The organism is Desulfobaculum bizertense DSM 18034, assembly GCF_900167065.1.
In the GTDB taxonomy this organism is placed as follows: Bacteria; Desulfobacterota; Desulfovibrionia; order Desulfovibrionales; family Desulfovibrionaceae; genus Desulfobaculum; species Desulfobaculum bizertense.
The window spans coordinates 497676-520523 of record NZ_FUYA01000001.1; the positions used below are offsets into that span (position 1 = coordinate 497676).

Below are 22848 nucleotides of genomic sequence, written 5' to 3' on the forward strand. Positions count from 1 at the left end.
GTAATTACAACTGCCTTTTTGTCTTTGAGGAGCGGATCACCGCTCCTTTTTGCAAGAGGAGGGCGCATGGATAATCCAGTGGTTGAAATGCGCGGCGTCTCATTTTCCTACGATGGCCTGACCCGAATCCTTCGCGACGTCAATCTGACCGTTGCAGCGGGCGATTATCTGGCTGTCCTTGGTCCCAATGGCGGTGGCAAAAGCACGCTTATGCGACTTCTGCTTGGCCTTCTGACTCCAAGCTCTGGCGAAATCAGAATCCTTGGAAAGAAGCCATCCGAAGTCTGCACTCGCATTGGGTATATGCCTCAGCTAAATGAAGCGACACGCATCTTCCCCATTTCTGTTTTGGGAGTCACTTTGATGGGACTCATCGGAGCGACCGGGAGAGGTTGGCTTTTTAGTCGAAAAGAAAAAAAACTCGCTCAGGCGGCTCTTGATCGCGTTGGTATGTTGGAATTTCAGCACCGGCGCATTGATCGGCTTTCTGGCGGGCAGCGGCAGCGGGTTTACATTGCTCGCGCTATTATTTCTTCCCCAGACTTACTCTTACTTGATGAACCGACTGCCAGTGTCGATGCTGGTGGGCGGTCTGCCTTGCTGACTTTGCTTATGGAACTGAACAGGGAAATGAGCATCATTCATGTCAGCCATGATCTGAGTGTTGTGGCCGCAGGAGCGCACAGCGTTGCCTGCGTGAACAGGACTCTTCATTTTCATCCGCGTCCAGAGATTACAAAAGACATGCTACAGATGATGTATGGCGGAGATGAAAAAGGACGTTGTCCTGTTGAAATTTTTGCTCACGGAGATATTCCGCACCGTGTTGTGGAAGAGTGCGACGATGAAGAGGCTCCTGCACTCATTACTCCGGAGGGGCGTCGTTTATGATGGATATTTTACAGTTTGAGTTTATGCGCAACGCGTTTGCTGCCGGTCTTCTCGCCAGCATTGCCTGTGGAGTGATCGGGACTCTTGTCGTTGTGAACAGGCTCGTCTTTCTTTCCGGTGCCGTTGCCCATACGGCCTATGGTGGCCTTGGACTTGCCTCTTTTATGGGGTGGCCTGTGATGCCCTGCGCTGTTGGATTTTCGCTCGCCGCGAGTGGGGCAATGGCCGCCGTAACAGCCCGGGACAGGCATCGTTCAGACACGCTCATTGGTGTTATGTGGGCTGGTGGCATGGCTTTTGGTATTTTGCTTCTCGATTTTACTCCCGGCTACAATGTCGATCTCATGAGTTTTTTGTTTGGCAGCATTTTGGCCGTTCCTGTTCAGGATTTATGGGTTATGGCAGGTTTGGATTGTGCCATCCTGTTAACAACACTGATTTTTTACAAGAATTTTGAGGCGCTTTCTTATGACTGCGAGTTTGCCGAGGTGCGTGGCGTTCCCGTTGTCGGTCTCTATTTTCTTTTGCTCGCGATGGTCGGCGTTTCTGTTGTGATGATTATTCGGGTCGTGGGCCTTATTCTCGTGATTGCGCTGTTATCTATCCCCCCTGGGATTGCCATTCACCGCACCAACAGTTTGCTCGGCATGATGTGGCGTTCCACTCTTCTCGCGGCTCTTTTTTGTTGTGTGGGCCTGATTTGTGCCTATCATTTCGATTTGACCTCCGGCGCCTCCATTATCGCCGTCGCCGTTGTCTCTTACCTCTTCATTGGCGTTTACGACTTTTTTATGAAGAAACGAGGTTTTATTGCTCGTTAAAGTAGGATGGGCGGGTGGCGGAAAAGATTGGGGGCCAGCCCCAGCGCGGTAGTGCTGGATGGGTGGGGGGGAAGATTGGGGGCCAGCCCCCAAACCCCCGCGTAAGGGAATGATTCCCTTACGTATCCTCATCGAGTTTGAATTCGTTCCACGCTTCGCGTGAATCAAATTCAAACTTGTTGGGCATAACGTCGAGAGCTTCTTTCTCTTCTGCGAGTTGCCACCATTTTCTTTCTGAGCGCAAGCGTTCAGAAAGAAAGGGTTGAGGCGCAAAGAAAAAGAACACACGTTCAGTTAACTAGGCCGAAAAAAATGGGACCGAAATGGAGAGGAGAGCGTAGCTCTCATCACATTTCGGTCCCATTTTATTTCGGGCGAAATCGGGATTCCCAAGGGCCTCGTCCTGGGGCGGGGTCAAGGGGCAGCGCCCCTGCAGAGCACGAGACGGAGTCTCGTAACCCCACCCACCCTAGCGCCCCTTGCAGAGCGCGAGATAGAGTCTCGTAATTCTAGCCCCTGAGCTTAAAAATTAAATCGAATAATAACGTGAGTTCCTTTGTGTGGTTCTGAGTCGATGCGGATTTCTCCGCCGAGCTGTTGAACGAGACTTGATATAAGCTGCATGCCGAGGGATTCAGCCTGCTGTATGTCGAAGTTTTCTGGGAGTCCGACGCCGTTGTCTGCGACGCCAAGCTCGACGCGGCTTCCATTGGAGACGAGGTCAAGGGTGAGGGTGCCCGTCACGGCTTGCGGCCACGCATACTTAAAGGCGTTGGTAATCAGTTCGTTAATGATAAGGCTGACAGGGATAGCACTGTCGACGGGGAGGTAAACGTCGTTGACATTGAGTTTGAGTTCAATGTCGTGTGTTGGCGGCAGATACGTGGTCTTGAGAAAATCGACAAACTGCTGAAGATACTCGTTGTAGTCAATTTTAGCGATGTCGGTGGACTGATAGAGTTTTTCATGAACGAGAGCCATTGATTTAACGCGGCAACGGCTTTCGGTGAAGACTTCCTTGGCGAGAGGGTCAGGGATGTGCTGTGACTGGAGATAAAGAAGGCTGGAGATAATCTGAAGATTGTTCTTCACGCGGTGATGGATTTCTTTGAGAAGGACCTCTTTTTCTTCGAGAGAGGCAGAAAGCTTCTTTTCGATTTTTAGTCGATCCTCAATATTTTTGTTGAGTTCTTCATTGGCGAGCAAAAGCTCGTGAGTTCGGCGCTCGACTTCGCGCTCAAGTTCTTCGCGATAGCGAACACGTCGCTGGATTTTTTCAGACCGGCGAAAAGCGAGAAGAAGGGCTTCTTCGAGGACACCCATGTCCTGAATTGGTTTGGTGATGTAGTCCCACGCACCGAGGCGCAGTGCTTCAATGGCGTCATAGAGCACGCCAGTTCCAGAGATCACCAAAACGGGAGTGAGGGGCGATTCGGCTAAAATCTGAGCGAGGACATCGAGTCCCGCAATTTCAGGGAGTTTGAGATCGACAAGCACGAGATCTGGGGCGTGCAGTCGAAACATTTCGAGGCCATTTCGGCCGTCAGCTGCTTCCAGAACGACATAGCCACTATCCTCAAGATAGCCTTTGATGCTCTGACGAATAAGTTCTTCGTCGTCGATGACGAGGAGAGTTTTCCCAAGGGGGCTGTCCTGAGCGCTGTGCTGCTCATCCGCAATATGGGAAGCTTCGAATTCGTTCATGCTCTTCACCTCGTGGGTCGGGGGAAAGAAAAATCTTTGAGTGATGGATGAAGTTGTATTCTCCATCTTACGCTGTTTGCAAAAAATGAGTCAAAAGGTTTGTCCTTTATCTTGGACATTTTGCGCTAATACTTTGAAAGCATTGCGTGAAGCCATTTCGCGCCTTTGCGCTCCTTTCTTCTATCTTCGCTTACCCAAATTTTTTCTTCGCGAAGCGAAGCCGTGGGCAAGAGGGCGCGGAGCCGGGTTTCGTCCATGCCACTGTACGGAATGCCTCGTTGCTCTGAGCGGCCTTCAGTTGTCCCATACTTGAAGCTTAGCCCCATAATCCCACCGGTGCGCAGGGCTTGGGCAAGTCGAAGAAAGCCCTTGGGCAAAGTGGTGTAGGGGAGATGCTGGAGCGACGCATTGGCCCAGACTCCATCAAACTGCTCGGTCCAGTCGAGGTCGAGAAAATTCAGGACATGAACTGGTAGTCCTGTGTACCGTGACGCTCTTGCGGCCAGTTCCTTTGAGCCGTCAAAGGCGGTGACGGTGTATCCTTTTTTGAGAAAGGTCATGCTGTCGCGCCCAGAGCCGCAGCCTGCGTCTAAAATGTGCGCAGGAGCAGGGCAAAGCGATGTGAAAGGCTCCATGCCTGCGGGCTGCGAGAGAGAAACCGTTTCCTGAAAAAATGTGTCGGCGTGCGTGTTGTAATACTCAAGTACTGGATTTTTTGTGCTCATGAAAAGGTTCCTTTGATTTTGTCGATACAGCAAAGGCGCTTTAGAATAAATGTAAAATCGTATACGCTCATTCCAGTGGAAGCGCACTGAATCTTACACAATGTAGGGGAAAAGACCATGAGGCGTTGGGTCGCGTTGAGCTGTCTCGCCGTGTCCGCCGTAATTCACGGACTCATTGCCCTTATGCTTGTCTTTTGTGTTGATGTACACCTCCCATCTCCTCTTTCTGATCGGTTTCTTTGTACGATGGAGTTGTATTCTGCTGCGCCTGTGGCAAAGAAGGCTTCTCATCAGCTTGAGCAACAGGCCTCGCCGCCTTTGCAGGAGCATGTCATAGCGAAGGAGGAGCGTTCGGTTGCTCCCATCCCCAAGGCTCCTGCCCCCATCAAACAATCTGTCAAAGCGAAATCACGTCCAGCGCCGTCTCCTTCTGTTGCTCGGGCGAAAGCTGTTGTTCATGCCCAGAGTCCTCCTGCCTCTGTAAGTCCTGCGCGTCGGATAAGCCCCCGCATTTCTGGGAAGAAGCCTGAAAGCAAAGATTTGCCCGGTGTGTACAAAGATACGTCCGGCGTTATCCATGTCGGTGGGATGTGTGGAATGGCTGGCTTTGCCGATACGTTTTCTCTCGACATGTGTGGAGCTGATGTCTTCACTGACGAAGAATACTGGGGGCATTACGACATGGGCAAAGGGCGTGTCGTGAGCATCTTGAGTGGGGCAAAGGGGAGCGGGGATTTCCTTTTTTATGACTCCAAAACGCGGCTCTATCGGAAGCTCAAGCGCCGGTCACGAATGATTTTCTTATACGGTCCATCGTCTTCGAAGTTTGAGCCTGTGCAGGGAGTTTTGACTATTCTTCCCAAGAAGGACCGTTATCACAACGAGCTTATTCGGAATCCCGCGCAGCTTATGTGGATGGTCGAAGGGCATCCCATGCGGTATGGAACCCGCCTTTTTACCAAGTCGACCTCTTCTACGCTGGATGTTCATGGTGTTTCTCTCTTCATTGAGTCTTTGGTGTGTCCAAAGCGGTCTCCAAAGGCGACGATTCTTTTTGTGGATTCGCTTCATGCTGGGCGCTCCGCCTTTGGCAAAGCCCTTGCCTCTCTTCTCGCTATTCGAGGAATACAGCTTGTTCGGTATGATCCGCGTTGTTGCGGCAAGAGTAGTTACTGTTCTGGGCAGATTACTCTTAAGCAGCTTCAGCGTGATTTTCAGGCTGTTTATGCATCGCTCCCGTCTTCTTCCCCTTGTGGCGTTTGGCTTCACGGTTCTGCCTCCTCTCTCTTTTCCCCGTCGTTTTCCACTGACTTTTTGATCTGTTCGGGGTGTTCTGCGCTCCCTGCGCATCCCGTCGACTGTCCAGCGAAACTTTTTTGTGCGCCAGCTGGTATTCCACCCGCGCTGACCCTTTCGCAGTGTGCATATGACTGGCTTGAGAAGGTGTTTTAGCGAGTGGGGAAGAGATTGGGGGCGCCGCCCCCAAACCCCCGCGTAAGGGAATGATTCCCTTACGTATCCTCATCGAGTTTAAAAGCCGTTCAAGCTTCGCTTGCACGGCTTTTAAACTTGTTGGGGCTAGCGTCGAGAGCCTCTTTCTCTTTCCCGTGTGTTGCCACCATTCCTTTTGAACGCCTTTTGGCGTTCGAAAGGAATAAGTGCGGTCAGAAAAAGGCAGAAGAACACGCGTTGGGGAAATTCCCCTAGCTCAAAAAATACGGCTGATGGAGAGGAAAGCGAAGCTTTCATCCCATTCAGCCGTATTTTTTGAGCGAAATCGGGATTCCCAAGGGCCTCGTCCTTGGGCGGGGTCAAGGGGCAGCGCCCCTTGCAGGGCTTGGGACAGCGTCCCAATAAAACAACACCCGCCCACCCCAGTGCCTCTTGCGGAGCGCGAGAGGGATGTTGGTTGGACCATGGTGATAGATTTGCCAATAGGGGCGTATTTGTGCAGAGTGCGCGTTCTGCGCGGGTGAGGCCTGTGCGGAGAAAAGCAGTGAATACCAGAGTGGGAGCTGTGGTATGAGCAAGGAGAAAAGTGATGGCAGATTTACCAGCTGGTTCGATTTTGCAGAGGGACAAGGAGAGTTACGCAGTACGAGTAACTCCGCCTTCTGGTGTTGTAACGCCTGAGCAGCTTGAGAAGGTTGCAGAGGTAGCGCGTAAATATAATGCCCCGATGGTGAAGATCACCTCAGGACAGCGTTTTGCATTGATAGGATTGAAAGAGGACGAGTTGCATGCAGCGTGTGAGGAGCTTCCTTTCAAGGTAGCGGGTCACTACGTGCAGGCATGTCCTGGGAACACATGGTGCCGTTTTGGGATGCAGCCTGCACTTGAGACAGCTCATGCCGCAGAGGAGCGCTTTGGTTCTTTTGCAGTTCCGGCGAAGATTAAGCTTGGAATTTCTGGTTGTTCGATGTGCTGTGCAGAGAGCTACGTCCGGGATCTTGGCCTGATTGGCAGCAAGAAGGGCTGGTCTTTGGTTGTTGGCGGCAATTCTGCTGGTCGTGCGCGCATTGCGGACGTCTTGGCGGAGGGGCTGAGCACGGAAGATGCATTGGATTTGATGGAGAAATTCCTGAATTACTATGCAGCAAATGCCAAGAAGAAGCAGCGAGTTGCCCGTTTTGTTGAAGAGAAGGGCATCGAGTCTATCCGCGAGGCACTTCTGGGCTAAGCAGAGCTTGTGAATAAAATGCACAAAGGTGGGAAGGCGAGAGCTTTCTCACCTTTTTTGTTTGTAATTATAAAGAAAAAAATTTTTATAGTTGTATTGCCTTTGTGAAGAGCAAAAAAAGAGTGTGGAAATTTTTTTATTATAGAGAGAAAAGTTGTTTCCTCTTGAATGTGTAGAAATGCCAAAGGCTAGTTTGGATACTCTATTTGAAAAATACGTGATCTTTTTATTTCTTTAGAAAAAAGTTGAAATAATTTTTTGTTCAAATTCGTTTGACATAATCGTGAAATTTTGGCCCCTGACAGGGGGCATTGGAAATTGATCATTTTTTGTGTATCTTGCTGGACCCCTTGACGATACTTTGAGGATATTTCCCCAAAACGTAATTTAGTGTATATAAGTCTTGTATTCTGAAAAAAGCTTTTTTCAGCTCCTTTTGAGAACAAGATGAACTGTTGTAATGCGCACGAGAATGCATTGTCTTTTTCTGCGTGGGGAAACTGTTAAAAAGGAGCCTCTATGATTCAGATAGAAACGTTGGTTGCGTTTTTTGTCTATCTGGTGTTTTTGCTTGCAATTGGCTGGTTCTATTACAAACGCACTGTAAGCATCGAAGGGTACATCCTCGGTGGGCGTGGTCTTGGAAGCTGGGTGACAGCGCTCTCCGCTCAGGCCAGTGACATGAGCGGCTGGTTGCTGATGGGGCTTCCTGGGGCTGTGTACCTGGGAGGCTTGAACGAAGCATGGATCGCTATTGGACTGTTCCTCGGTACTGTCCTCAACTGGATCTTTGTTTCTGCCCGCCTTCGCGTTTACACCAAGCAGACTGAAACCTTGACCTTGTCTTCCTTCTTCGAGAGCCGTTTTCATGACCCCACAGGGCTTTTGAGAATCGGTTCCTCGATCATTATCCTGCTGTTCTTCACGATTTATTCCTCCTCCGGGTTGGTCGCAGCAGGCAAGCTGTTTGAGTCTATTTTCCACATCAACTACGATGTCGCTGTCATCTCTGGCGCGGTCGTTATTGTTGCGTACACCTTCCTTGGCGGATTTAGCGCCGTGTGCTGGACAGACTTCTTCCAGGGCGCGCTGATGTTTTTCGCCATTATCGTGGTGCCCGCAATGGGTGTGGCTGACAACGGTGGCGTGTCTGTTATTGAAGCAACAATGCATGCAAAAAATATCGCTACTGGCCTGTTCCACACCGGAACAGGAGAGCTGCTTTCCATAACTGCCATTATTTCTACGATGGCATGGGGCCTTGGCTATTTTGGCCAGCCGCACATCTTGACCCGCTTCATGGGTATTCGCTCTGTGAAAGAACTCCCTAAGGCAACGATTATCGCCGTTGTCTGGGTGTTCATCTCCCTGGGCGCTGCTGTTGTGGTCGGTATGGTCGCTATCCCCATGTTTGACGGACTGACTGGCGGCGATCAGGAAAAAGTCTTTATTTACATGATTAGCAAGCTGTTCAATCCTTGGGTTGGCGGTATCCTGCTCGCAGCTATCCTGTCAGCAATCATGTCTACAATCGATTCGCAGCTTCTCGTCTCCTCTTCTGCTCTTACAGAAGACCTCTACAAGAAGCTCTTTAGGCGCGACGCCTCTCAGAAAGAGTTGGTGCTCGTCGGCCGTCTGTGTGTTTTGATTATCTCGGTTATCGCCCTGTATATGGCCCTTAACCCAAACAACACCATTCTCGGCCTCGTCGCGTATGCGTGGGGTGGCTTTGGCGCCGCTTTCGGCCCCGTTGTCCTCTTCGCCCTGTTTAGTAAAAAAACAACCTGGCAGTCCGCTCTCGCTGGTATGCTCGTCGGTACTCTCGTTCTCATCGTTTGGAAACAGGCCGGACTCGGCTCCATGATGTATGAAATCGTCCCCGGCTTTGTCGCTAACCTCGTGACGATTCTGCTCGTGAACTTGGTCGTCCCGCAGCACAATGACGAAATTCTGCGTGAATTCGACCGCATGAAAGCTGGGCTTAACGAAGATTAGCCCTTTGCGTTCACAACAATAAAAAAGGCCCCTCTGCGAGGGGCCTTTTTTATTGTTGTTATTGGGGGCGCTGCCCCCAAACCCCCGCGCAAGGGAATGATTCCCTTACGTATCCTCATCGAGTTTGAATTCCATCCACGCTTCGCGTGAATGAAATTCAAACTTGGGTGAGAATGCGATAAGAAACTCTTTCTCTTCCCCGTGTGTTGCCACCATTCCTTTTGAACGCCTTTTGGCGTTCGAAAGGAATAAGTGCGGTCAGAAAAAGGCAGAAGAACACGCGTTGAGGAAATTCCCCTAGCTCAAAAAATACGGCTGATGGAGAGGAAAGCGAAGCTTTCATCCATTCAGCCGTATTTTTTGAGCGATAGTGGGATTCCCAAGGGCCTCGTCCTTGGGCGGGGTCAAGGGGCGGCGCCCCTTGCAGGGTTTGGGACAGCGTCCCAAAAAAAAGCGCGAACCAAAGAAGTCCGCGCCAAGGAGTCGAATTGTGGTGGAGATGAAGAGATTTGAACTCTCGACTTCAGCCTTGCGAAGGCTGCGCTCTCCCAACTGAGCTACATCCCCACAGTTGCACGCTGTGCAAAGAAGGATTTACTCCTGTTGAGCGGGACATGCAAGGACAAAAATTGAGTTTTTCAAGGGATTTCGTGCTGTGGTGCTAGAGACAGACGCCCATGACGTTCATGATTTCGCCGACGCGATGCACATAGGTGTGCTCAGTGAGGAGGAGATTGACCCATTCGAGGCGGAGGTCGTCGCGAGCGGTGCTTTCTGGTGGAAATCGTTTCATGATGGCGGGGATGTCGGAGGGGGAGGAGAAGCGAATATCCTGCGTGAGGGCTTCGGGAAAGATGTGAAGGCCGGGGGTACTGTCCGTGATGAGAAATCCGCCGGAAATCCAGACGTCGAAATGGCGTTGAGTGAGGCCTCTGGGGAGGAGAAGACTGGTCATATTGAGACACCAGCCTGCCTGTTTGTAAATTCCAGGAAGGGCGCTATAGTAATCCACCGGCTTGCGGAGGTCAGAGAGGTCGGGCACAAGGTCTGTCCACTCTGGGTTCCCAAAAACTGTGAGCCTGTTGTGCGCATTGCACTGTAAACAGGCTATGCGGTAATCCATGTTGAGCATTTCGGCGACATAGCCAGCACGGCGAACTTCTGGTCCCGGCCACATGGGCCAGGCCTGACACCGGGCGGCACTCCATTCAAAGTCTGGACGCTCGCCCTGTTCGAGCTTGGCGAGTCCTTCCTGATGAAGCTCAGAAGACATGCTGCACCCGGCAAAGAATTCTTTTTTGTGCGGGAACTCAGAACGCCCAACAAAAACGAGGCGATTCTCGAGGGCGTAATCTGTGCTTGATTCAGCCTGTGGAATGCAGTGCTCTGGCCATGCTCCTAGCGGAAGATGGTGGACGTTCTGCGCTCCATGCAGGCGCAGAAGCGGGACAAAGGTTTCGTCAGTGACGAAGATGGTCAGTTCCTTCCAGAAGGGGGAGCGAAGACCACATATCTGATGAAATGGATTGTCTACACACCAGACCGCGACCTTGATTCCCGCAGCCTGAAGCAGGTGAAAGAGTTCACCATACTTGTCGAGTCCCCTAAAATTGACGCTGAGAAAAAGTTCTGGCTGTTCGGACTGGAGAAGCCGGGGTAAAATAGCGGGGCATTGACTGGGGAGCACCCTGCGAACGCGAAAAGAGAGACGGTCGAGGGCATCGCTGATTTCATGGACAAGGAGATCACTCTCTGAGCCGGGAAGAATTGCGTAGCGACGAGGCTCAATGTGGCCGCTGGTCTGACACTTGAGCCATCGGCTCCGACCGAGTATCTTCCCCCAGAAACTGGGGAAGAAGCGAAGGGCAGGCCGGTATATAATGATGTGTGCCGCACGTATTTGAGCGTCGCTGAGATCATCCGCAGAAACGAATTTCCAATGCTCTGGGATTTCCTCAAGCCATGAATCTGGCATCTGCGACTTGAACTCTGGGGCCTCAATGACGTATACCGCTCTCCCCGCCGGGAAAAAGTCCGTCAGGCTGGCGGGCGTTGGGCCAAGCCCGAGGAGCAGAACGTCTCCAGGGCCGGGCATCTTGAGCACTGTTGCTGTCCCGGAAGAAAGGGACTGCATGTGCCCCAGCTCAGTCTGTATGCGCAGTCTGTGTGGGCGTTCCGGCATGGATGGCCTGTCTCCCTGTTTTGTCGGAAACCATATTCCGTAAATTACTGACACATTCGGGCGATACCTTATGAAAACGTACCGCGATTATTATTTTTTGAAGGCCAAGCGGGAAAATTATCCTGCCCGGTCCGTGTATAAGCTTCAGGAACTGGACAAGCGCTTCAATCTTTTCCGCAAGGGAAACAAGGTTCTCGACCTTGGTGCAGCGCCTGGCTCCTGGACGCTTTTTTCTGCAAAAAAGGTCGGTGAGCAGGGCTTTGTCCTGTCCGCAGACATCCAGACAACAGAAACGTCTTTTCCGCCAAACGTGGCATTTCATCAGGAAGACGTTTTTGAGCGTAGTGATGAGTTTAACGCAGAACTGGAGTCACGTGGACCTTTTAATTTGGTTATTTCTGATATGGCCCCAAAAACCATTGGCCATAAATTTACTGACCAGGCCCGTTCCATGAATCTGGCAGAAGAAGCCCTTGCGGTCGCCTGCCAAACCTTGGTATTGGGCGGTCACTTCGTCGTGAAGGTCTTTCAGGGGCCAGACGACCAGAACTATATGAAAACGCTTCGCATCTATTTTAAGACTGTGAAGACATTCAAGCCCAAAAGTTCCCGCGCCGAGTCCAAGGAAATTTTCTTTGTTGGCATGGGATTTAAAGGAATTCCCGAAGACGCCTAGGCGCTTGCCCTGGCAGTGGGAGGGGGAGAATAAAGCTGCCCCCGCGATAATACATTAAGAACAGAGCTGGAGGAAAATATGGCTGGTCATAGTAAATGGCATAACATCATGCACAGAAAGGGGCGTCAGGACGCCAAGCGCGGTAAAGCCTTCACCAAGGCAGCAAAGGAAATCATTCTTGCTGCAAAAGGCGGCGGTGATCCCGAATCCAATGCCCGTCTGCGTGCTGCCATTCAGGCCGCCAAGGCCGTGAACCTGCCCAAGGACAAAATCGAAAACGCTATCAAGAAAGGCACCGGCGAACTCGACGGTGGTGAAGTCTTTGAAGTTGTTTACGAAGGTTACGGTCCTGCAGGTGTTGCTCTGCTCGTTGACGCTGCTACAGATAACAAAAACCGCACAGTAGCTGATGTTCGTCACATCCTGTCCCGCAATAACGGAAATATGGGCGAAGCTGGCTGTGTTTCCTGGATGTTCGAGAAGAAGGGCCTCCTGTACTTCCCCAAGGATCAGTACAGCGAAGATCAGGTCATGGAAATTGGCCTTGATGCTGGTGCCGAAGACGTGGTCGACGATGATGAAGCATGGGAAGTTCGCACTGCTCCCGAGGATTTCGCCGACGTGCAGGCTGCTTTTGCCGAGGCTGAAATGACTCCGACCAGCGCTGAAGTCTCCATGATTGCCCAGAACAACATTGACGTTGAGAAAGATCAGGCCATGAAGCTCATGAAGCTTGTTGACCTGCTCGAAGACCACGACGATGTGCAGAACGTCTACCACAACGCCAATCTTCCTGACGAACTTCTGGCTGAGCTGGGATAAGTCTTTTTATGGGTGCAGACTCCAAAGACGTATGTGTACTTGGAATTGACCCGGGGTCTCGTGTGACAGGCTTTGGCATTGTCCGCGAGGTCTCGGGTTGCGCCCGGTTAGTGGAGACGGGGACGCTTCGAATGGGGAGTGAAAAAAATCTTGGTCGACGGCTCGGCAAAATCTATGAAGGTATTGCCGCGCTGGTTGAGAAATATCAGCCAGACGAGGCCGCGATTGAGAATGTCTTTGTTTCCAAGAACACCATGAGTGCGCTCAAGCTGGGGCAGGCTAGGGGAGCAGCAATTGCTGCCTGTGCTGTCGCAGGCTTGCCTGTTTCCGAGTATGAGCCTACAAAAGTAAAACAGGCACTTGTCGGAACCGGACGGGCACAAAAATCTCAGGTTGCCTTCATGGTTGCCCAGATTCTTGGGGTACCCAAACCGGACTGGGCAGAGGATGCCAGTGACGCTTTGGGCATTGCCCTTTGTCATCTCAACATGCGCCGCATGAAGCGGCTCACGGGGCTATGATGATCGCATACATTCAGGGAAAGCTTGCCGCACGCATGGAAAGCGGCTGTGTAGTTCTGACACCGGGCGGAGTGGGCTATCAGATTGGCCTGACAACGACCGGTGTTTCTTCGCTTGGTCCTGTGGACTCGGAGTGCGAATTTTATGTTCACACTATCGTGCGCGAAGATGCCATAGAGCTGTACGGCTTTAACAGTTGGGACGAGAAAACAACGTTTGAAATCCTGCTGTCCATCACCAAGGTGGGACCCAAGCTTGCACTGGCCATTCTTTCCATGTTTGGGCCGGATGATCTGCGACGTCTCGTGATTGCCGATGATTATACGACACTGGTGCAGGTGCCGGGCATTGGCAAAAAGTCTGCCCAGCGCATTTTTGTCGAGCTGAAATACAAGCTGGAATCTTCGCTCGGAGCGGCACAGTCCGTGCCTGATCTCGAAAGTGGCAGTGTTGCTGCGTTCCGTGATGCTCTGGCAGGTTTGGCAAATCTGGGCTATGAAGAAAGCGAAGCGCGGGATGTTCTTGAAAAAGTTTTTGCAGAAGATCCGAGCCGCGATGTTGGCGAAGCCCTGCGCGAGGCGTTAAAGAAGATTTCACAGAAGGCAAGGTAAATGGCGGCAGAGCAGTGTGTGGCGGACGAGACGATTCGTCCACGGCGATTGGATGACTTTGTTGGACAGGAAGATCTCTGCGCCAACCTCAAGGTGTTCATTCAGGCTGCGCGAGAGCGTGAGCAGGCAATGGACCACACGCTTTTATATGGGAGTCCTGGGCTTGGTAAAACCACACTGGCCCAGATTATGGCCTCTGAGCTTGGCGTCAACCTTGTTTCGACCTCTGGCCCTGTTTTGGAGCGCAGTGGTGACCTCGCAGCCATTTTGACCAACCTTGGCTGCAACGATATCCTTTTTATTGACGAAATTCACCGTATGCCCGCCACGGTTGAGGAAGTTCTGTATCCTGCGATGGAGGACTTCAAGCTTGATCTGGTGATTGGGCAGGGACCTGCCGCGCGTACGGTCAAGATAGACCTTGAGCCGTTTACCCTTGTTGGGGCAACGACTCGAATTGGCCTGTTGACGTCACCCCTTCGGGACCGTTTCGGGGTGATTAACCGTCTGGAGTTTTATTCTCCGGATGAACTGGCCTGCATTGTGTCGCGCTCTGCCCGTATTCTTGGTGTTGAGATCACTGAGGATGGGGCACTGACTGTTGGCCGTCGCTCGCGCGGGACTCCGCGTATTGCGAACAGGCTTTTGCGGCGAGTGCGAGATTTTGCCATGGTGGATGGCAGCGGATTCATTGATGAGACGCTGGCCAAAAAAGCACTTCTGCGAATGGATGTTGACGAGCAGGGGCTTGATTACATGGACCGGAAGATTCTTTCGACCATTATCAACCACTATGGCGGAGGTCCGGTTGGTGTTAAACCACTGGCCGTGGCCTGTTCCGAAGAAGTTCGGACCATTGAGGACATTTATGAGCCGTATCTTATTCAGTGCGGTTTTTTGAAGCGGACCCCCCGCGGGCGCGTTGCCTCTTCCAAGGCCTATGCGCATATGAAAATTTTTGAGAGTTAAAGCAGGCAGCACAAGACCATGAAGATTGTACCAGCATCATTTGAAATAATGTTTATGCCCGACCCGGACGCCGTGATGATCAACATCGAAGCCGCTGGCCGGACCTGCTACAAGTCCGAGGACAAAATTACCCCGGATTCTGCACGGGCTTTTGTGAAGCGCATCATTGCCAGTGGTCACGAGAGTGTGATCGAGCACGCTACGGCAACTGTCCGCTTTGTCTGTGACCGTGGAGTGACCCACGAGCTGGTGCGTCATCGAGTTGCCTCCTATTCACAGGAGAGCACACGCTACGCCAACTACTCCAAAGACAAGTTCGGAAGCGAGATCACGGTGATTCGGCCGCTGTTCTGGGATGAAGATTCCGAGGAATATGCGCTTTGGAAGGAATCTATGGAACAGGCCGAGCGTTTGTACCTTGCTTTGATTGAGAAGGGTGCCAAGGCTCAGGAAGCCCGTTCTGTGTTGCCGAACAGCCTAAAAACCGAGATTGTCATGACCGCAAATCTGCGAGAGTGGCGTCATGTTTTCCGTCTTCGCTGTGACTCTCCTGCCCATCCTCAGATTCGGGAGATTATGCTTCCGCTTCTGGATCGTTTCGGAACAGAGCTTCCGGCGCTGTTTGGCGATCTTCGCGAGAAGTACGCCAAGGACATTGAAAGCTTTCAGCAGCGAGCTGATGAGCTGAGGGCATAGGGCATGTCAAAGCCATACATCACAGAGGACGATGTCCTCGTCATTCCGACTGACTGCGAACCTGAATACCGCTGGTGGGCAGGAGGGCAGTCAATCGCCAAGACCCTTATAGAGCTGGGAGCTTCCGAGCATTGCTGGAAGTTGTATTCCCACGAGGATTACCCGGAGGAGCTGCAAGAAGGAGCTTCCCGGCCGGACCAGACCTAGGGCAATCCCCACTGAAAAAGACATAGCGCGGATTTTCTTTACGATCCTGTGACACGGGAGAATCCGCACCAGAACTCGCTTGAGGAGAAAAGCACAAAGTTTTTTCTCCTTTAGCGTCGTTTTTTCGCAAGTTTGCGGTTGAGTTGCGAGGACGAAGCGTGTATCGTCCCCCGCCTGCCGACGACGCCTCTTTTCCATTTGTGAGGACGAGTGTGAAACGAGGCTGTCAAGTAAAAATGTGTTTTTTGAAAACATAGTTTTTAACAATTGGCTAAAAAATAATTAAAATTTGAGATAACCGCCGAAATGGTGATATTGACCTGTTAATAACTTTTTCCTGAGTTGTGGAAAAAGTTGTGTAAACCGCATGAAGTGCTTGCGCGAACTCTCTTTCTGCTTGCCTCGCTTCACGCGGTAGGTCGCGGCGTGTTCTCAAATCAATAAATAAAAACGGTGTGCTGGAAACACTGGCGATTGGGGAGAACCCCTTCTGTAACCAAAGCGCAACAGAGGGCCAACCCGCATTGCTGTTTCCCCGAAATCTGACTAGGAATCATGGTCATGTCTGAAGCTTGGGCTCAAATATCTGATATACTCGCGAAAACGACCGGACCCGGCACCTACAAGGTATGGATTAAACCCCTTGAGGCCGAGCAATCCCCCGGTGGGCTTACCGTTTTGGCGCCGAACAGCTTTGTTGCTTCCTGGGTCAAGGACAGGTTGGCTGATGACATCGCCGACGCCGCCGCTCAGGTCTTAGGCAGTCGTCCGAGCATCGAAATCAAGGTTCGCAGACGCGAAAAGCGTGTGAAAACCACTGTCATTGAGCAGCCTTTGCTGCAAACCGCATCCGTACAGGCCCCGACGCCCGCTTTCGCTATGGCGGGCGCTCCCTCCGCGCCGAACAGTGCCCCTCAGTATTCCGCTCCCGCTCGTGAGCATGAAGGCCCTGTCTCCGCGCAGCGTATTATTACTCAGAACATTCCTGAGGCCTTTACAGAACTTGCCCAGCGTGGCCAGCAGGCGCAGCAGCGTCGTGCTCGCCTCGCGTCTCCTGCCCAGCAGCCCCAGCACGTTGCTCCGCAGCACATGCAGCAGATGGGACTTCCCAACTTGACCCCCGCGGCTCCAAAAACTTTCGATTACCACAACTGGCGTTTCTGTTTCGATGACTTCGTTGTTGGACCCTGCAACCGGCTCGCTTTTGCCGCCGCTAGCGGTATGTGCAACAACCAGCTCATGACAAACCAGCTCTTTTTGAATTCCGCTCCCGGGCTGGGAAAAACGCATCTGTTGCAGGCTATTGGTGCTCAAATCGCTACCACCTCCAACCGCAGCAATGTGCGCGTTGGCTATGCAACAGCAGAAGAATTTACTCGTCAGCTTATTCTCGCCATTCGCGCCAAAGAAGTTGAACGTTTCAAGGCGCAGTATCGTGAGAACCTCGACGTTCTCCTTCTTGAGGATGTGCACTTCCTTCAGGGACGGCAGGTTGCTCAGGATGAGATGTTGGCGACTCTTATCGCCCTTGAGAACAGAGGATGCAAAATCGTTATGTCCAGCTCGTTCCTTCCAAGGGAACTTAAGGACATTGACGGTCATTTGACCTCGCGTCTCAATGCGGGATTCCTCGCAACTATTGATACTCCTGATTTCGACACCCGTCGGCGCATTGTGACCTCCAAGGCAAGTCTGCATCAGGTCGTGCTTCCCGGTGAGGTCTCTGAGTATCTTGCCGACAATCTGCGCGATGATGTGCGTCAGATTGAAAGCTGCATTAAGAATCTCGTTCTCAAGGCTCGGCTCCTTGGTGAGAACATTACGATGGATCTCGCCGCCGATATTCTTCAGAACTACACGACCAGCAACAACGTCAGTCACTTTAGTTTACAGAAGATTGTGCGCTTCATTTGTGAGAGCTTTGACCTCACGTATGAGCAGCTCTCTTCCAAGACTCGCAAGCGCAGCGTTGTTATGGCTCGTAACACTGCCTTCTTCCTCGCCCGTCGTTACACTGACCTCGGTCTCAAGCAGATCGGCAGTCAGTTCAACCGTCGTCACTCAACGGTGCTCAAGGGCATCACCAACGTCGAACGAGAAATCTCTTTACAGACTCCCCTCGGTCGCCAGCTCGACACTGTCGTCGAGCGCATTAAAACTTTTTAGGAGAGGAGAAGGTGGGATTAACCGGGGCCAGCCCCGGACCCCGCGTAAGGGAATGATTCCCTTACGTATCCTCATCGAGTTTAAAAGCCCTGCAAGCTTCGCTTGCAGGGCTTTTAAACTTGTTGGGGCTAGCGTCGAGAGCCTCTTTCTCTTTTGCGTGTGTGCCACCATTTTCATTCTGAACGCAAGCGTTCAGAATGAAAATAAGTGCGGCAGAAAAGGTAGAAGCACACGCGTTGAGGAAATTCCCCTAGCTCAAAAAAATACGGCTGATGGAGAGGAAAGCGAAGCTTTCATCCCATTCAGCCGTATTTTTTTGAGCGATAGCGGGATTCCCAAGGGCCTCGTCCTTGGGCGGGGTCAAGGGGCAGCGCCCCTTGCAGGGTTTGGGACAGAGTCCCAACAAAAGTCCCGCCCACCGGCGCCCCTTGCAGAGCACGAGACGGCGTCTCGTAGCCAGAATTTCCGATACTGGGCGATTTTAGCGGTGGTGGATAATTCTGAGTAGTTTGGTGTGGAAAAAGCGCGAAGGGCTTGTAAAAGATGTGGAAATGTGGCCTCAGTGGGAGCTGAAGCCACGTTTTGGGCTTATTTTGCTTCTGCGGAGCAGGTGCGGAGGATTTTTTGAATGAGTCCTGTTGTGGAGTAGCCGGGCAAGAGCTTGAGGGAGTGGACAGAGCCGCCGGAGGCTTCGACGATGTCGCGGCCGACGATGTTTTCGATAGCCCAGTCGCCGCCTTTTACGAGGACGTGAGGCTGAACGGCTTGAATCAGCTCGTAGGGAGTATCCTCGTCAAAGGGTATAACGGCGTCCACACACGCGAGAGAGGCGAGCACATACATGCGCTGCTCTGTGGGGTTGAGAGGGCGCGTCGGGCCTTTGAGGCGGCGTACAGAGTCGCTGCTGTTGACGCCGACGATGAGAAAGTCACCGAGCTGGCGAGCGCGGGCCAAAAGGTCGGCGTGCCCAGCATGCAAAATATCGAAACAGCCGTTGGTGAAAACGATGCGCCTGGTGCTGCGCAGGGGCGCAATTACGCTGGGGATGTCGTCACGGCTCAGCATTTTTTCCTGAGCGGAGGGGAACGGAGTGCTCATAGTTGTGTGTACTTGGTCTAAAAAAGTTGAGGGGAAACGCCCGTCATGGGCGTGCAGACAGGTATAGCCTTTTTTGAATGAGACGTCATTTCCGTGGGGGGAGAGATTGTCCACAGAAAATTACACAAGTGGTCACAAATTTTGCACAATGTGAGATGAAGCTTGCTCCGGGGAAAAAATCATGATGAGGAACAGAGAATTTCTGAGAAGACACGTAGAGAAATGAGGAGAGAGAGGGACTCACCACTCACTTCTGATACATGAGGTTACTAATGAAAAGAATTTGGATTGGAGCACTTGGACTGTGTTGTTTGCTGCTTGGAGCATGTGCCTCGCAACAGCCTGTACAACTCAATTATTCTCCTGATCGCTGGGCAGAAAGCTGTACGGGAGAGGTGCAGCTTGAGCCGATGCACGATGCCCGAAAGGAAACGCAGTTTATTGTCCGAGAGGGCAAGGTACTGAAAACCGACAGGGATGTGCCGGGCTGGATACAGTCCGCACTGCGGGATGAGCTGGAGCTTCGTGGCTGCCGTGTTGTTTCTCCACAGGTGCACGATGGCCCTTTTTCACAGCCGTATAGACTTGGCGGAACATTATACGAAGCACGCCTTCGGACGTCATACCTGAAGCAGCAGCTGGTCCTGAAATTCCAGATTACGCTGGAGCAGGGTGAGAGGAAGATTTTTGACAAGACCTATCGAGGGGCGTGGGATACCACGGATTTGCCGACACAGGCGACCTTGCAGGAACTGCTGTCCTCCTCGCTGGAAGACATGATGAAAGACGTTATGGCAGATGTGAGCCACGTCATGCAAAAGAAATAGGACGCTGGAACTGAAAAGAGGACCTCGGTAAAACGGGGTCTTTTTTTGTGCGTGGCGGGCAAAAAAAAGTGAAAAATATATTTCAAGACATATCGGGACCCTCTTTTGAAAATGAGAATGAGTTCCTGATACGGGGCTGCTTTTGGGCTTGCAAATCGGCACGGGACAGGGCAGAACTGATAGTGAGGTGGAGAAGTCTGCATTGCTCTCCAGACGAGAGCTGGTGCGGGTTTTCTTTCTCCAAGCGAGGCAGGAAAGCGCTGGAGCCTGCCTTTTTTTGACGCGAAAGGATGCGCGTTATTGAAGAAAACTTATGTTCAGTCTGGCGCTCCGTTTTTTGGCGGAGGACTTATGGTACAGCAAAAAGCACAAGAAGCTGGTCAGTATCTGAGTTTTGTTTTGGCGGGTGAGCTGTATGCTCTGGACATTTCAAAGGTCAGGGAGGTTCTGGAAGTACAGGAAGTCACCAAGATCCCGCGGACTCCAGAGTTTTTGCGTGGGGTGATTAACCTGCGCGGCAATGCGGTCCCGGTCGTGGACATGCGTCTCAAGTTCGGCATGTCGGCGACGGAATACACCGTGAACACCTGCATTATCATAATGGAAGTCAACATGGACGGCGAAGAGCTGATTCTTGGCGCTCTGGCTGATTCGGTGCGCGAAGTGATTGAGCTGACGGGCGATGAGATCAAGCCACCGCCGCGAATGGGGACCACTGTCGACACAAACTTCATCAGTGGCATGTCCAAACAGGATGAGCAGTTTATTATGCTGCTGGACATCGATACGGTGTTCTCTGCGGAAGAGCTTCAGGCTGTGCGGTCTGTTGATGTAGCCCCAGAACCTGTACAGAATGCACAGGCTCTGGAACCACAGGGAAAAGATGAAGATTTGCCGGGCTTGGAAGGCCTTGCCCCGGCATAGTCGTATGAGTGCTTTTTAGGCGTGTTGGCTGCTTGAGCTTGCTTGTTCAAGCAGCTTTTCAATCTCAAGCGGTTCTGGCTTGCCGTCTGCGCGGGCGAGGCTAATGGCCTGCTTTGCGCACTGCCCCTGACAGACACCGCATCCCATACATTTGGCTGTGTCTACCACAGCCTTTTTTTCTATGATCTGTATGGCGTGGAACTGGCAGTGCTTTTCACACATGCCGCAGCCGACACATTCTTCTGTGTTGATTTGGGCGATGAAGCCTGAGGAACACAACATCTCAATACCATTCCGCTGGGCCTGCATGGCTCCACAGCAGCAGCTGCAACAGTTGCAAATAGCGTAGAAGCGTTCCAGCATGGCTTCCTTAAAAAAGACATGATGGACGTGACCGCGCTTGTCCTCTGCTTTGAGGATTTCAACGGCTTCCTCGGCGGTGATCCAGCGAGATTTGTCTGGATGGTGCTCGCGGATGAAGCTGGCAAAAGGCTCACCAATAATCAGACAGACATCCATGGGCAGACAGGGATGCTCGCGCAGGGCACGACAGGGGCAGTCCAGCACCGCAATGTGGTCGGGGTGCTGGAGAACAATGTCCTTGGCGTTGTTGTATGGAAGCACATGCTCAAGGTTGTGAAGCTCAATGTTTCTGTTCACCTGAATGAGCTTAACGGCTTCATCAAGAGGTACAGCCTTGCCGTGATAGGAGTCGGCCCATGAAAAGTGCGAGGATGTGGTCTCTTCGGGATGGAGAGGATAGAGCTTGTCCATAAGCCAGACAAGGGGGGCGGCGAGCTTGGTGAGCGGGTGCTTGCCTATTCCAACGCCGATGTAAAAGTAGCAGAAGCGGCCATAGATGTAGCCGTGCAGCTTTTCGAGCCAGCCGAAGTGGGGGAGCTTTTCTGCTTCTTCGAGAAAAGCAACAGTAGAGGGTTTGACCCAGGGGAAGAATTTAAAAAATTTCGAGAGGGACATCAGAACCATATCTCCATTCGCAGCCCCTTCACATCGAGCGGAACCGTTGACGCGGGGAGCCTGCGGTCTTGTGGTGAAGCATCGTGGCGAACACGTCGAAAGTGTGCCGCGGTGGATAGTCCAACCAAAGCGTCGAGTATGTCATCTATTGTGGCGGAATGGAATGAGCTATCGAGAGAAATGTCCAAAAGTCGGGGAAGGAAGGGGTGGAGGAGGGTGAAGCGGGAGAGAACGCCTGCGGCATTATGCTTGGAGGCGAGGGTTTTCCCCGCAAGGTGAGCAAAGGCGAGTTCGGGATGAAACTCAAAAAAGCGGTCTTGAAGGGTAGGGTCCGTGCAGAGCGCTGCGTCGGCTTCGGTCATCTTTGGGACAATGCCCCAGACTGGAAGTCCGGCACCTTTTCCTCTGTACTGGCGGTGGAGCTTCTGAAATTCGCGCGCTTTGCCACCATGCCCATACAGAGCCTCGCGCGGCGGGGTTAAAAAGAGTCGTGAAGCGGCTCCCCGGGGCGAGGGGCTGAGTGATTCAAGAAGGCTGCGGGCCTCACGGTCACAGGTTCTGATTTCGTCGCGGGAGGGGAGGCCAAGCGGCATGTCGAGTGCGATGGCGTCACAATCCTGAGTGAGTGCAATCAGTTCTTCAAAATTGTTGGCAAAAAAAACGTCTGGGATTTCTGTGCAGGGCCAGTCTTTGGCTTTGGTGAGAATCCAGCCATTTTTTGTGCCGTCAACTCCGGCTATGTATTCCCGTGACCGGTCACCGTCCGCGTCTGTGCTCACGAGAGCGCCTCCTTCATGCTTCCCAGAAGTCCATTGAGCGTCCCACGGTTTCCTGCGGGCAGTGATGCACCAATACTTTCTAAAAGCTCGGCCAGCCTTGGCAGAACATCCTGCAAAAAGTCTTGACCTGCCTGTGTCAGGTTAATGGTCAGCTTTCTGCGGTCTTCCTGACTCTGGGCGCGGGTCACGTGCCCTTCGGTTTCGAGGCGGTCCAGAAGCCCGGTCATTGTGGCACGGGTTACTCCGGCCTTGCTCGCAAGCTCGGAAGGGGTCATCTGACTTTCTGGCGCATCCATAAGCAGGGTCAGAACCATAAACTTTCCCTTTGAGACAACGTCCTTGAAAAAACGCTCCTCGAGGCAGCGAAACATGGCCTGAGCCGTCTCCAAAAGATCGACAGAGGTCTGGACTGCCGAGAAATCTCGGCTGGGGATGCGGGAAAGAACAGAAAGCAGTGCATCAAACTGGGGTGCAAGCGTATTTGTGGACATGTGGACTCCGTTTTCGAAGAATAACGACAGCCATTGTAAATTGCAGAAGTTTGTACGTCAATGTCCTGAAAAGCTTGAGATATGT

General features: G+C 52.2%; 22 protein-coding genes and 1 tRNA gene. 15 read left to right on the top strand and 8 right to left on the bottom strand.

Translation table 11 applies throughout. The features are described 5' to 3' along the window. The first annotated feature begins 66 nt into the window (after positions 1-66). Together B5D23_RS02260 and B5D23_RS02265 are read left to right on the top strand one after the other, a co-directional pair. Positions 67-891 carry a metal ABC transporter ATP-binding protein gene (locus B5D23_RS02260; RefSeq protein ID WP_078683764.1) on the top strand — a complete coding sequence of 275 codons (825 nt, stop codon included), beginning with the start codon at positions 67-69 and terminating at the stop codon, positions 889-891. Continuing rightward, positions 888-1712, top strand: a complete 825-nt coding sequence (locus B5D23_RS02265; RefSeq protein ID WP_078683765.1) for a metal ABC transporter permease — start codon at positions 888-890, stop codon at positions 1710-1712. The genes B5D23_RS02260 and B5D23_RS02265 overlap by 4 nt, the downstream gene beginning before the upstream one ends. 522 nt (positions 1713-2234) lie before the next feature. Here B5D23_RS02265 and B5D23_RS02270 read toward each other — a convergent pair. Both B5D23_RS02270 and B5D23_RS02275 read right to left on the bottom strand, forming a co-directional pair. Further along, positions 2235-3416 carry a sensor histidine kinase gene (locus B5D23_RS02270; protein WP_078683766.1) on the bottom strand — a complete coding sequence of 394 codons (1182 nt, stop codon included), beginning with the start codon at positions 3414-3416 and terminating at the stop codon, positions 2235-2237. 125 nt (positions 3417-3541) lie between these two features. Continuing rightward, positions 3542-4141, bottom strand: coding sequence for a class I SAM-dependent methyltransferase (locus B5D23_RS02275; protein ID WP_078683767.1), 600 nt, complete (start codon positions 4139-4141; stop codon positions 3542-3544). Between the two features lie 117 nt (positions 4142-4258). Between B5D23_RS02275 and B5D23_RS02280 the strand changes: the two genes are divergently transcribed. The 3 genes from B5D23_RS02280 to putP all read left to right on the top strand — a co-directional run bounded on the left by B5D23_RS02280 (position 4259) and on the right by putP (position 8816). Further along, positions 4259-5593 (top strand): hypothetical protein, encoded by a 1335-nt coding sequence (locus B5D23_RS02280; RefSeq protein ID WP_078683768.1) that lies wholly within the window; start codon positions 4259-4261, stop codon positions 5591-5593. Positions 5594-6182: 589 nt separating this feature from the next. After that, positions 6183-6821: a nitrite/sulfite reductase domain-containing protein gene (locus B5D23_RS02285; protein WP_078683769.1), complete on the top strand. Its 639-nt coding sequence runs from the start codon at positions 6183-6185 to the stop codon at positions 6819-6821. A 519-nt stretch (positions 6822-7340) separates the two neighbouring features. Then, positions 7341-8816 (top strand): sodium/proline symporter PutP, encoded by a 1476-nt coding sequence (gene putP, locus B5D23_RS02290; RefSeq protein ID WP_078683770.1) that lies wholly within the window; start codon positions 7341-7343, stop codon positions 8814-8816. A gap of 491 nt (positions 8817-9307) precedes the next feature. Here putP and B5D23_RS02300 read toward each other — a convergent pair. Both B5D23_RS02300 and B5D23_RS02305 read right to left on the bottom strand, forming a co-directional pair. Beyond that, positions 9308-9383: transfer RNA gene (locus B5D23_RS02300), tRNA-Ala, on the bottom strand. A 94-nt stretch (positions 9384-9477) separates the two neighbouring features. Then, positions 9478-10998, bottom strand: a complete 1521-nt coding sequence (locus tag B5D23_RS02305) for a glycosyltransferase family protein (protein ID WP_078683772.1) — start codon at positions 10996-10998, stop codon at positions 9478-9480. Between the two features lie 70 nt (positions 10999-11068). Between B5D23_RS02305 and B5D23_RS02310 the strand changes: the two genes are divergently transcribed. The 8 genes from B5D23_RS02310 (at position 11069) to B5D23_RS02345 (ending at position 17666) form a co-directional block, all read left to right on the top strand. After that, on the top strand, positions 11069-11674 hold the full coding sequence (locus B5D23_RS02310; RefSeq protein WP_078683773.1) for an RlmE family RNA methyltransferase: 606 nt from the start codon (positions 11069-11071) through the stop codon (positions 11672-11674). A gap of 78 nt (positions 11675-11752) precedes the next feature. Beyond that, positions 11753-12496 (top strand): YebC/PmpR family DNA-binding transcriptional regulator, encoded by a 744-nt coding sequence (locus B5D23_RS02315; protein ID WP_078683774.1) that lies wholly within the window; start codon positions 11753-11755, stop codon positions 12494-12496. Positions 12497-12504: 8 nt separating this feature from the next. Then, complete coding sequence (gene ruvC / locus B5D23_RS02320) at positions 12505-13017, top strand: crossover junction endodeoxyribonuclease RuvC (RefSeq protein WP_078683775.1); 513 nt, start codon at positions 12505-12507, stop codon at positions 13015-13017. Continuing rightward, positions 13017-13628 (top strand): Holliday junction branch migration protein RuvA, encoded by a 612-nt coding sequence (gene ruvA / locus B5D23_RS02325; protein ID WP_078683776.1) that lies wholly within the window; start codon positions 13017-13019, stop codon positions 13626-13628. The genes ruvC and ruvA overlap by 1 nt, the downstream gene beginning before the upstream one ends. Then, complete coding sequence (gene ruvB / locus B5D23_RS02330; protein ID WP_078683777.1) at positions 13629-14597, top strand: Holliday junction branch migration DNA helicase RuvB; 969 nt, start codon at positions 13629-13631, stop codon at positions 14595-14597. Between the two features lie 18 nt (positions 14598-14615). After that, positions 14616-15293 carry an FAD-dependent thymidylate synthase gene (thyX, locus tag B5D23_RS02335; RefSeq protein ID WP_078683778.1) on the top strand — a complete coding sequence of 226 codons (678 nt, stop codon included), beginning with the start codon at positions 14616-14618 and terminating at the stop codon, positions 15291-15293. A gap of 3 nt (positions 15294-15296) precedes the next feature. Continuing rightward, positions 15297-15500, top strand: a complete 204-nt coding sequence (locus tag B5D23_RS02340) for a hypothetical protein (RefSeq protein ID WP_078683779.1) — start codon at positions 15297-15299, stop codon at positions 15498-15500. A gap of 561 nt (positions 15501-16061) precedes the next feature. After that, positions 16062-17666: a DnaA ATPase domain-containing protein gene (locus B5D23_RS02345; protein WP_078683780.1), complete on the top strand. Its 1605-nt coding sequence runs from the start codon at positions 16062-16064 to the stop codon at positions 17664-17666. A gap of 588 nt (positions 17667-18254) precedes the next feature. On the opposite strand, the gene rfaE2 is transcribed toward B5D23_RS02345, so the two are convergent. Further along, positions 18255-18764, bottom strand: a complete 510-nt coding sequence (gene rfaE2, locus B5D23_RS02355) for a D-glycero-beta-D-manno-heptose 1-phosphate adenylyltransferase (RefSeq protein ID WP_078683782.1) — start codon at positions 18762-18764, stop codon at positions 18255-18257. Between the two features lie 272 nt (positions 18765-19036). Between rfaE2 and B5D23_RS02360 the strand changes: the two genes are divergently transcribed. Together B5D23_RS02360 and B5D23_RS02365 are read left to right on the top strand one after the other, a co-directional pair. After that, entirely contained in the window at positions 19037-19591 is a 555-nt protein-coding gene (locus B5D23_RS02360) for a hypothetical protein (RefSeq protein WP_078683783.1), read from the top strand. Positions 19592-19942: 351 nt separating this feature from the next. Continuing rightward, positions 19943-20515, top strand: a complete 573-nt coding sequence (locus B5D23_RS02365; protein WP_078683900.1) for a chemotaxis protein CheW — start codon at positions 19943-19945, stop codon at positions 20513-20515. A 15-nt stretch (positions 20516-20530) separates the two neighbouring features. On the opposite strand, the gene B5D23_RS02370 is transcribed toward B5D23_RS02365, so the two are convergent. The 3 genes from B5D23_RS02370 to B5D23_RS02380 are packed head-to-tail and all read right to left on the bottom strand — an operon-like array spanning position 20531 to position 22763. Further along, on the bottom strand, positions 20531-21493 hold the full coding sequence (locus B5D23_RS02370; RefSeq protein ID WP_078683901.1) for a 4Fe-4S dicluster domain-containing protein: 963 nt from the start codon (positions 21491-21493) through the stop codon (positions 20531-20533). Beyond that, positions 21493-22272, bottom strand: a complete 780-nt coding sequence (locus B5D23_RS02375) for a DUF429 domain-containing protein (protein WP_159445877.1) — start codon at positions 22270-22272, stop codon at positions 21493-21495. The genes B5D23_RS02370 and B5D23_RS02375 overlap by 1 nt, the downstream gene beginning before the upstream one ends. Continuing rightward, the gene (locus tag B5D23_RS02380) at positions 22269-22763 is read right to left on the bottom strand and encodes a MarR family winged helix-turn-helix transcriptional regulator (RefSeq protein WP_078683785.1); all 495 of its coding nucleotides are present in this window, start codon (positions 22761-22763) and stop codon (positions 22269-22271) included. Before B5D23_RS02380 ends, B5D23_RS02375 begins: the two co-directional genes overlap by 4 nt. Positions 22764-22848: the final 85 nt, after the last annotated feature.

What these genes read in the sequence shown, in the direction of transcription:
- ruvA (WP_078683776.1), top strand. Translation starts at nt 13,017, where the DNA reads ATGATCGCATACATTCAGGGAAAGCTTGCCGCACGCATGGAAAGCGGC.
- B5D23_RS02345 (WP_078683780.1), top strand. Translation starts at nt 16,062, where the DNA reads ATGTCTGAAGCTTGGGCTCAAATATCTGATATACTCGCGAAAACGACC.
- B5D23_RS02305 (WP_078683772.1), bottom strand. Translation starts at nt 10,998, where the DNA reads ATGCCGGAACGCCCACACAGACTGCGCATACAGACTGAGCTGGGGCAC.
- B5D23_RS02365 (WP_078683900.1), top strand. Translation starts at nt 19,943, where the DNA reads ATGGTACAGCAAAAAGCACAAGAAGCTGGTCAGTATCTGAGTTTTGTT.
- B5D23_RS02270 (WP_078683766.1), bottom strand. Translation starts at nt 3,416, where the DNA reads ATGAACGAATTCGAAGCTTCCCATATTGCGGATGAGCAGCACAGCGCT.
- B5D23_RS02340 (WP_078683779.1), top strand. Translation starts at nt 15,297, where the DNA reads ATGTCAAAGCCATACATCACAGAGGACGATGTCCTCGTCATTCCGACT.
- thyX (WP_078683778.1), top strand. Translation starts at nt 14,616, where the DNA reads ATGAAGATTGTACCAGCATCATTTGAAATAATGTTTATGCCCGACCCG.
- ruvC (WP_078683775.1), top strand. Translation starts at nt 12,505, where the DNA reads ATGGGTGCAGACTCCAAAGACGTATGTGTACTTGGAATTGACCCGGGG.
- B5D23_RS02280 (WP_078683768.1), top strand. Translation starts at nt 4,259, where the DNA reads ATGAGGCGTTGGGTCGCGTTGAGCTGTCTCGCCGTGTCCGCCGTAATT.
- B5D23_RS02315 (WP_078683774.1), top strand. Translation starts at nt 11,753, where the DNA reads ATGGCTGGTCATAGTAAATGGCATAACATCATGCACAGAAAGGGGCGT.
- B5D23_RS02310 (WP_078683773.1), top strand. Translation starts at nt 11,069, where the DNA reads ATGAAAACGTACCGCGATTATTATTTTTTGAAGGCCAAGCGGGAAAAT.
- rfaE2 (WP_078683782.1), bottom strand. Translation starts at nt 18,764, where the DNA reads ATGAGCACTCCGTTCCCCTCCGCTCAGGAAAAAATGCTGAGCCGTGAC.
- putP (WP_078683770.1), top strand. Translation starts at nt 7,341, where the DNA reads ATGATTCAGATAGAAACGTTGGTTGCGTTTTTTGTCTATCTGGTGTTT.
- B5D23_RS02360 (WP_078683783.1), top strand. Translation starts at nt 19,037, where the DNA reads ATGAAAAGAATTTGGATTGGAGCACTTGGACTGTGTTGTTTGCTGCTT.
- B5D23_RS02370 (WP_078683901.1), bottom strand. Translation starts at nt 21,493, where the DNA reads ATGTCCCTCTCGAAATTTTTTAAATTCTTCCCCTGGGTCAAACCCTCT.
- B5D23_RS02275 (WP_078683767.1), bottom strand. Translation starts at nt 4,141, where the DNA reads ATGAGCACAAAAAATCCAGTACTTGAGTATTACAACACGCACGCCGAC.
- B5D23_RS02265 (WP_078683765.1), top strand. Translation starts at nt 888, where the DNA reads ATGATGGATATTTTACAGTTTGAGTTTATGCGCAACGCGTTTGCTGCC.
- B5D23_RS02260 (WP_078683764.1), top strand. Translation starts at nt 67, where the DNA reads ATGGATAATCCAGTGGTTGAAATGCGCGGCGTCTCATTTTCCTACGAT.
- B5D23_RS02285 (WP_078683769.1), top strand. Translation starts at nt 6,183, where the DNA reads ATGGCAGATTTACCAGCTGGTTCGATTTTGCAGAGGGACAAGGAGAGT.
- ruvB (WP_078683777.1), top strand. Translation starts at nt 13,629, where the DNA reads ATGGCGGCAGAGCAGTGTGTGGCGGACGAGACGATTCGTCCACGGCGA.
- B5D23_RS02380 (WP_078683785.1), bottom strand. Translation starts at nt 22,763, where the DNA reads ATGTCCACAAATACGCTTGCACCCCAGTTTGATGCACTGCTTTCTGTT.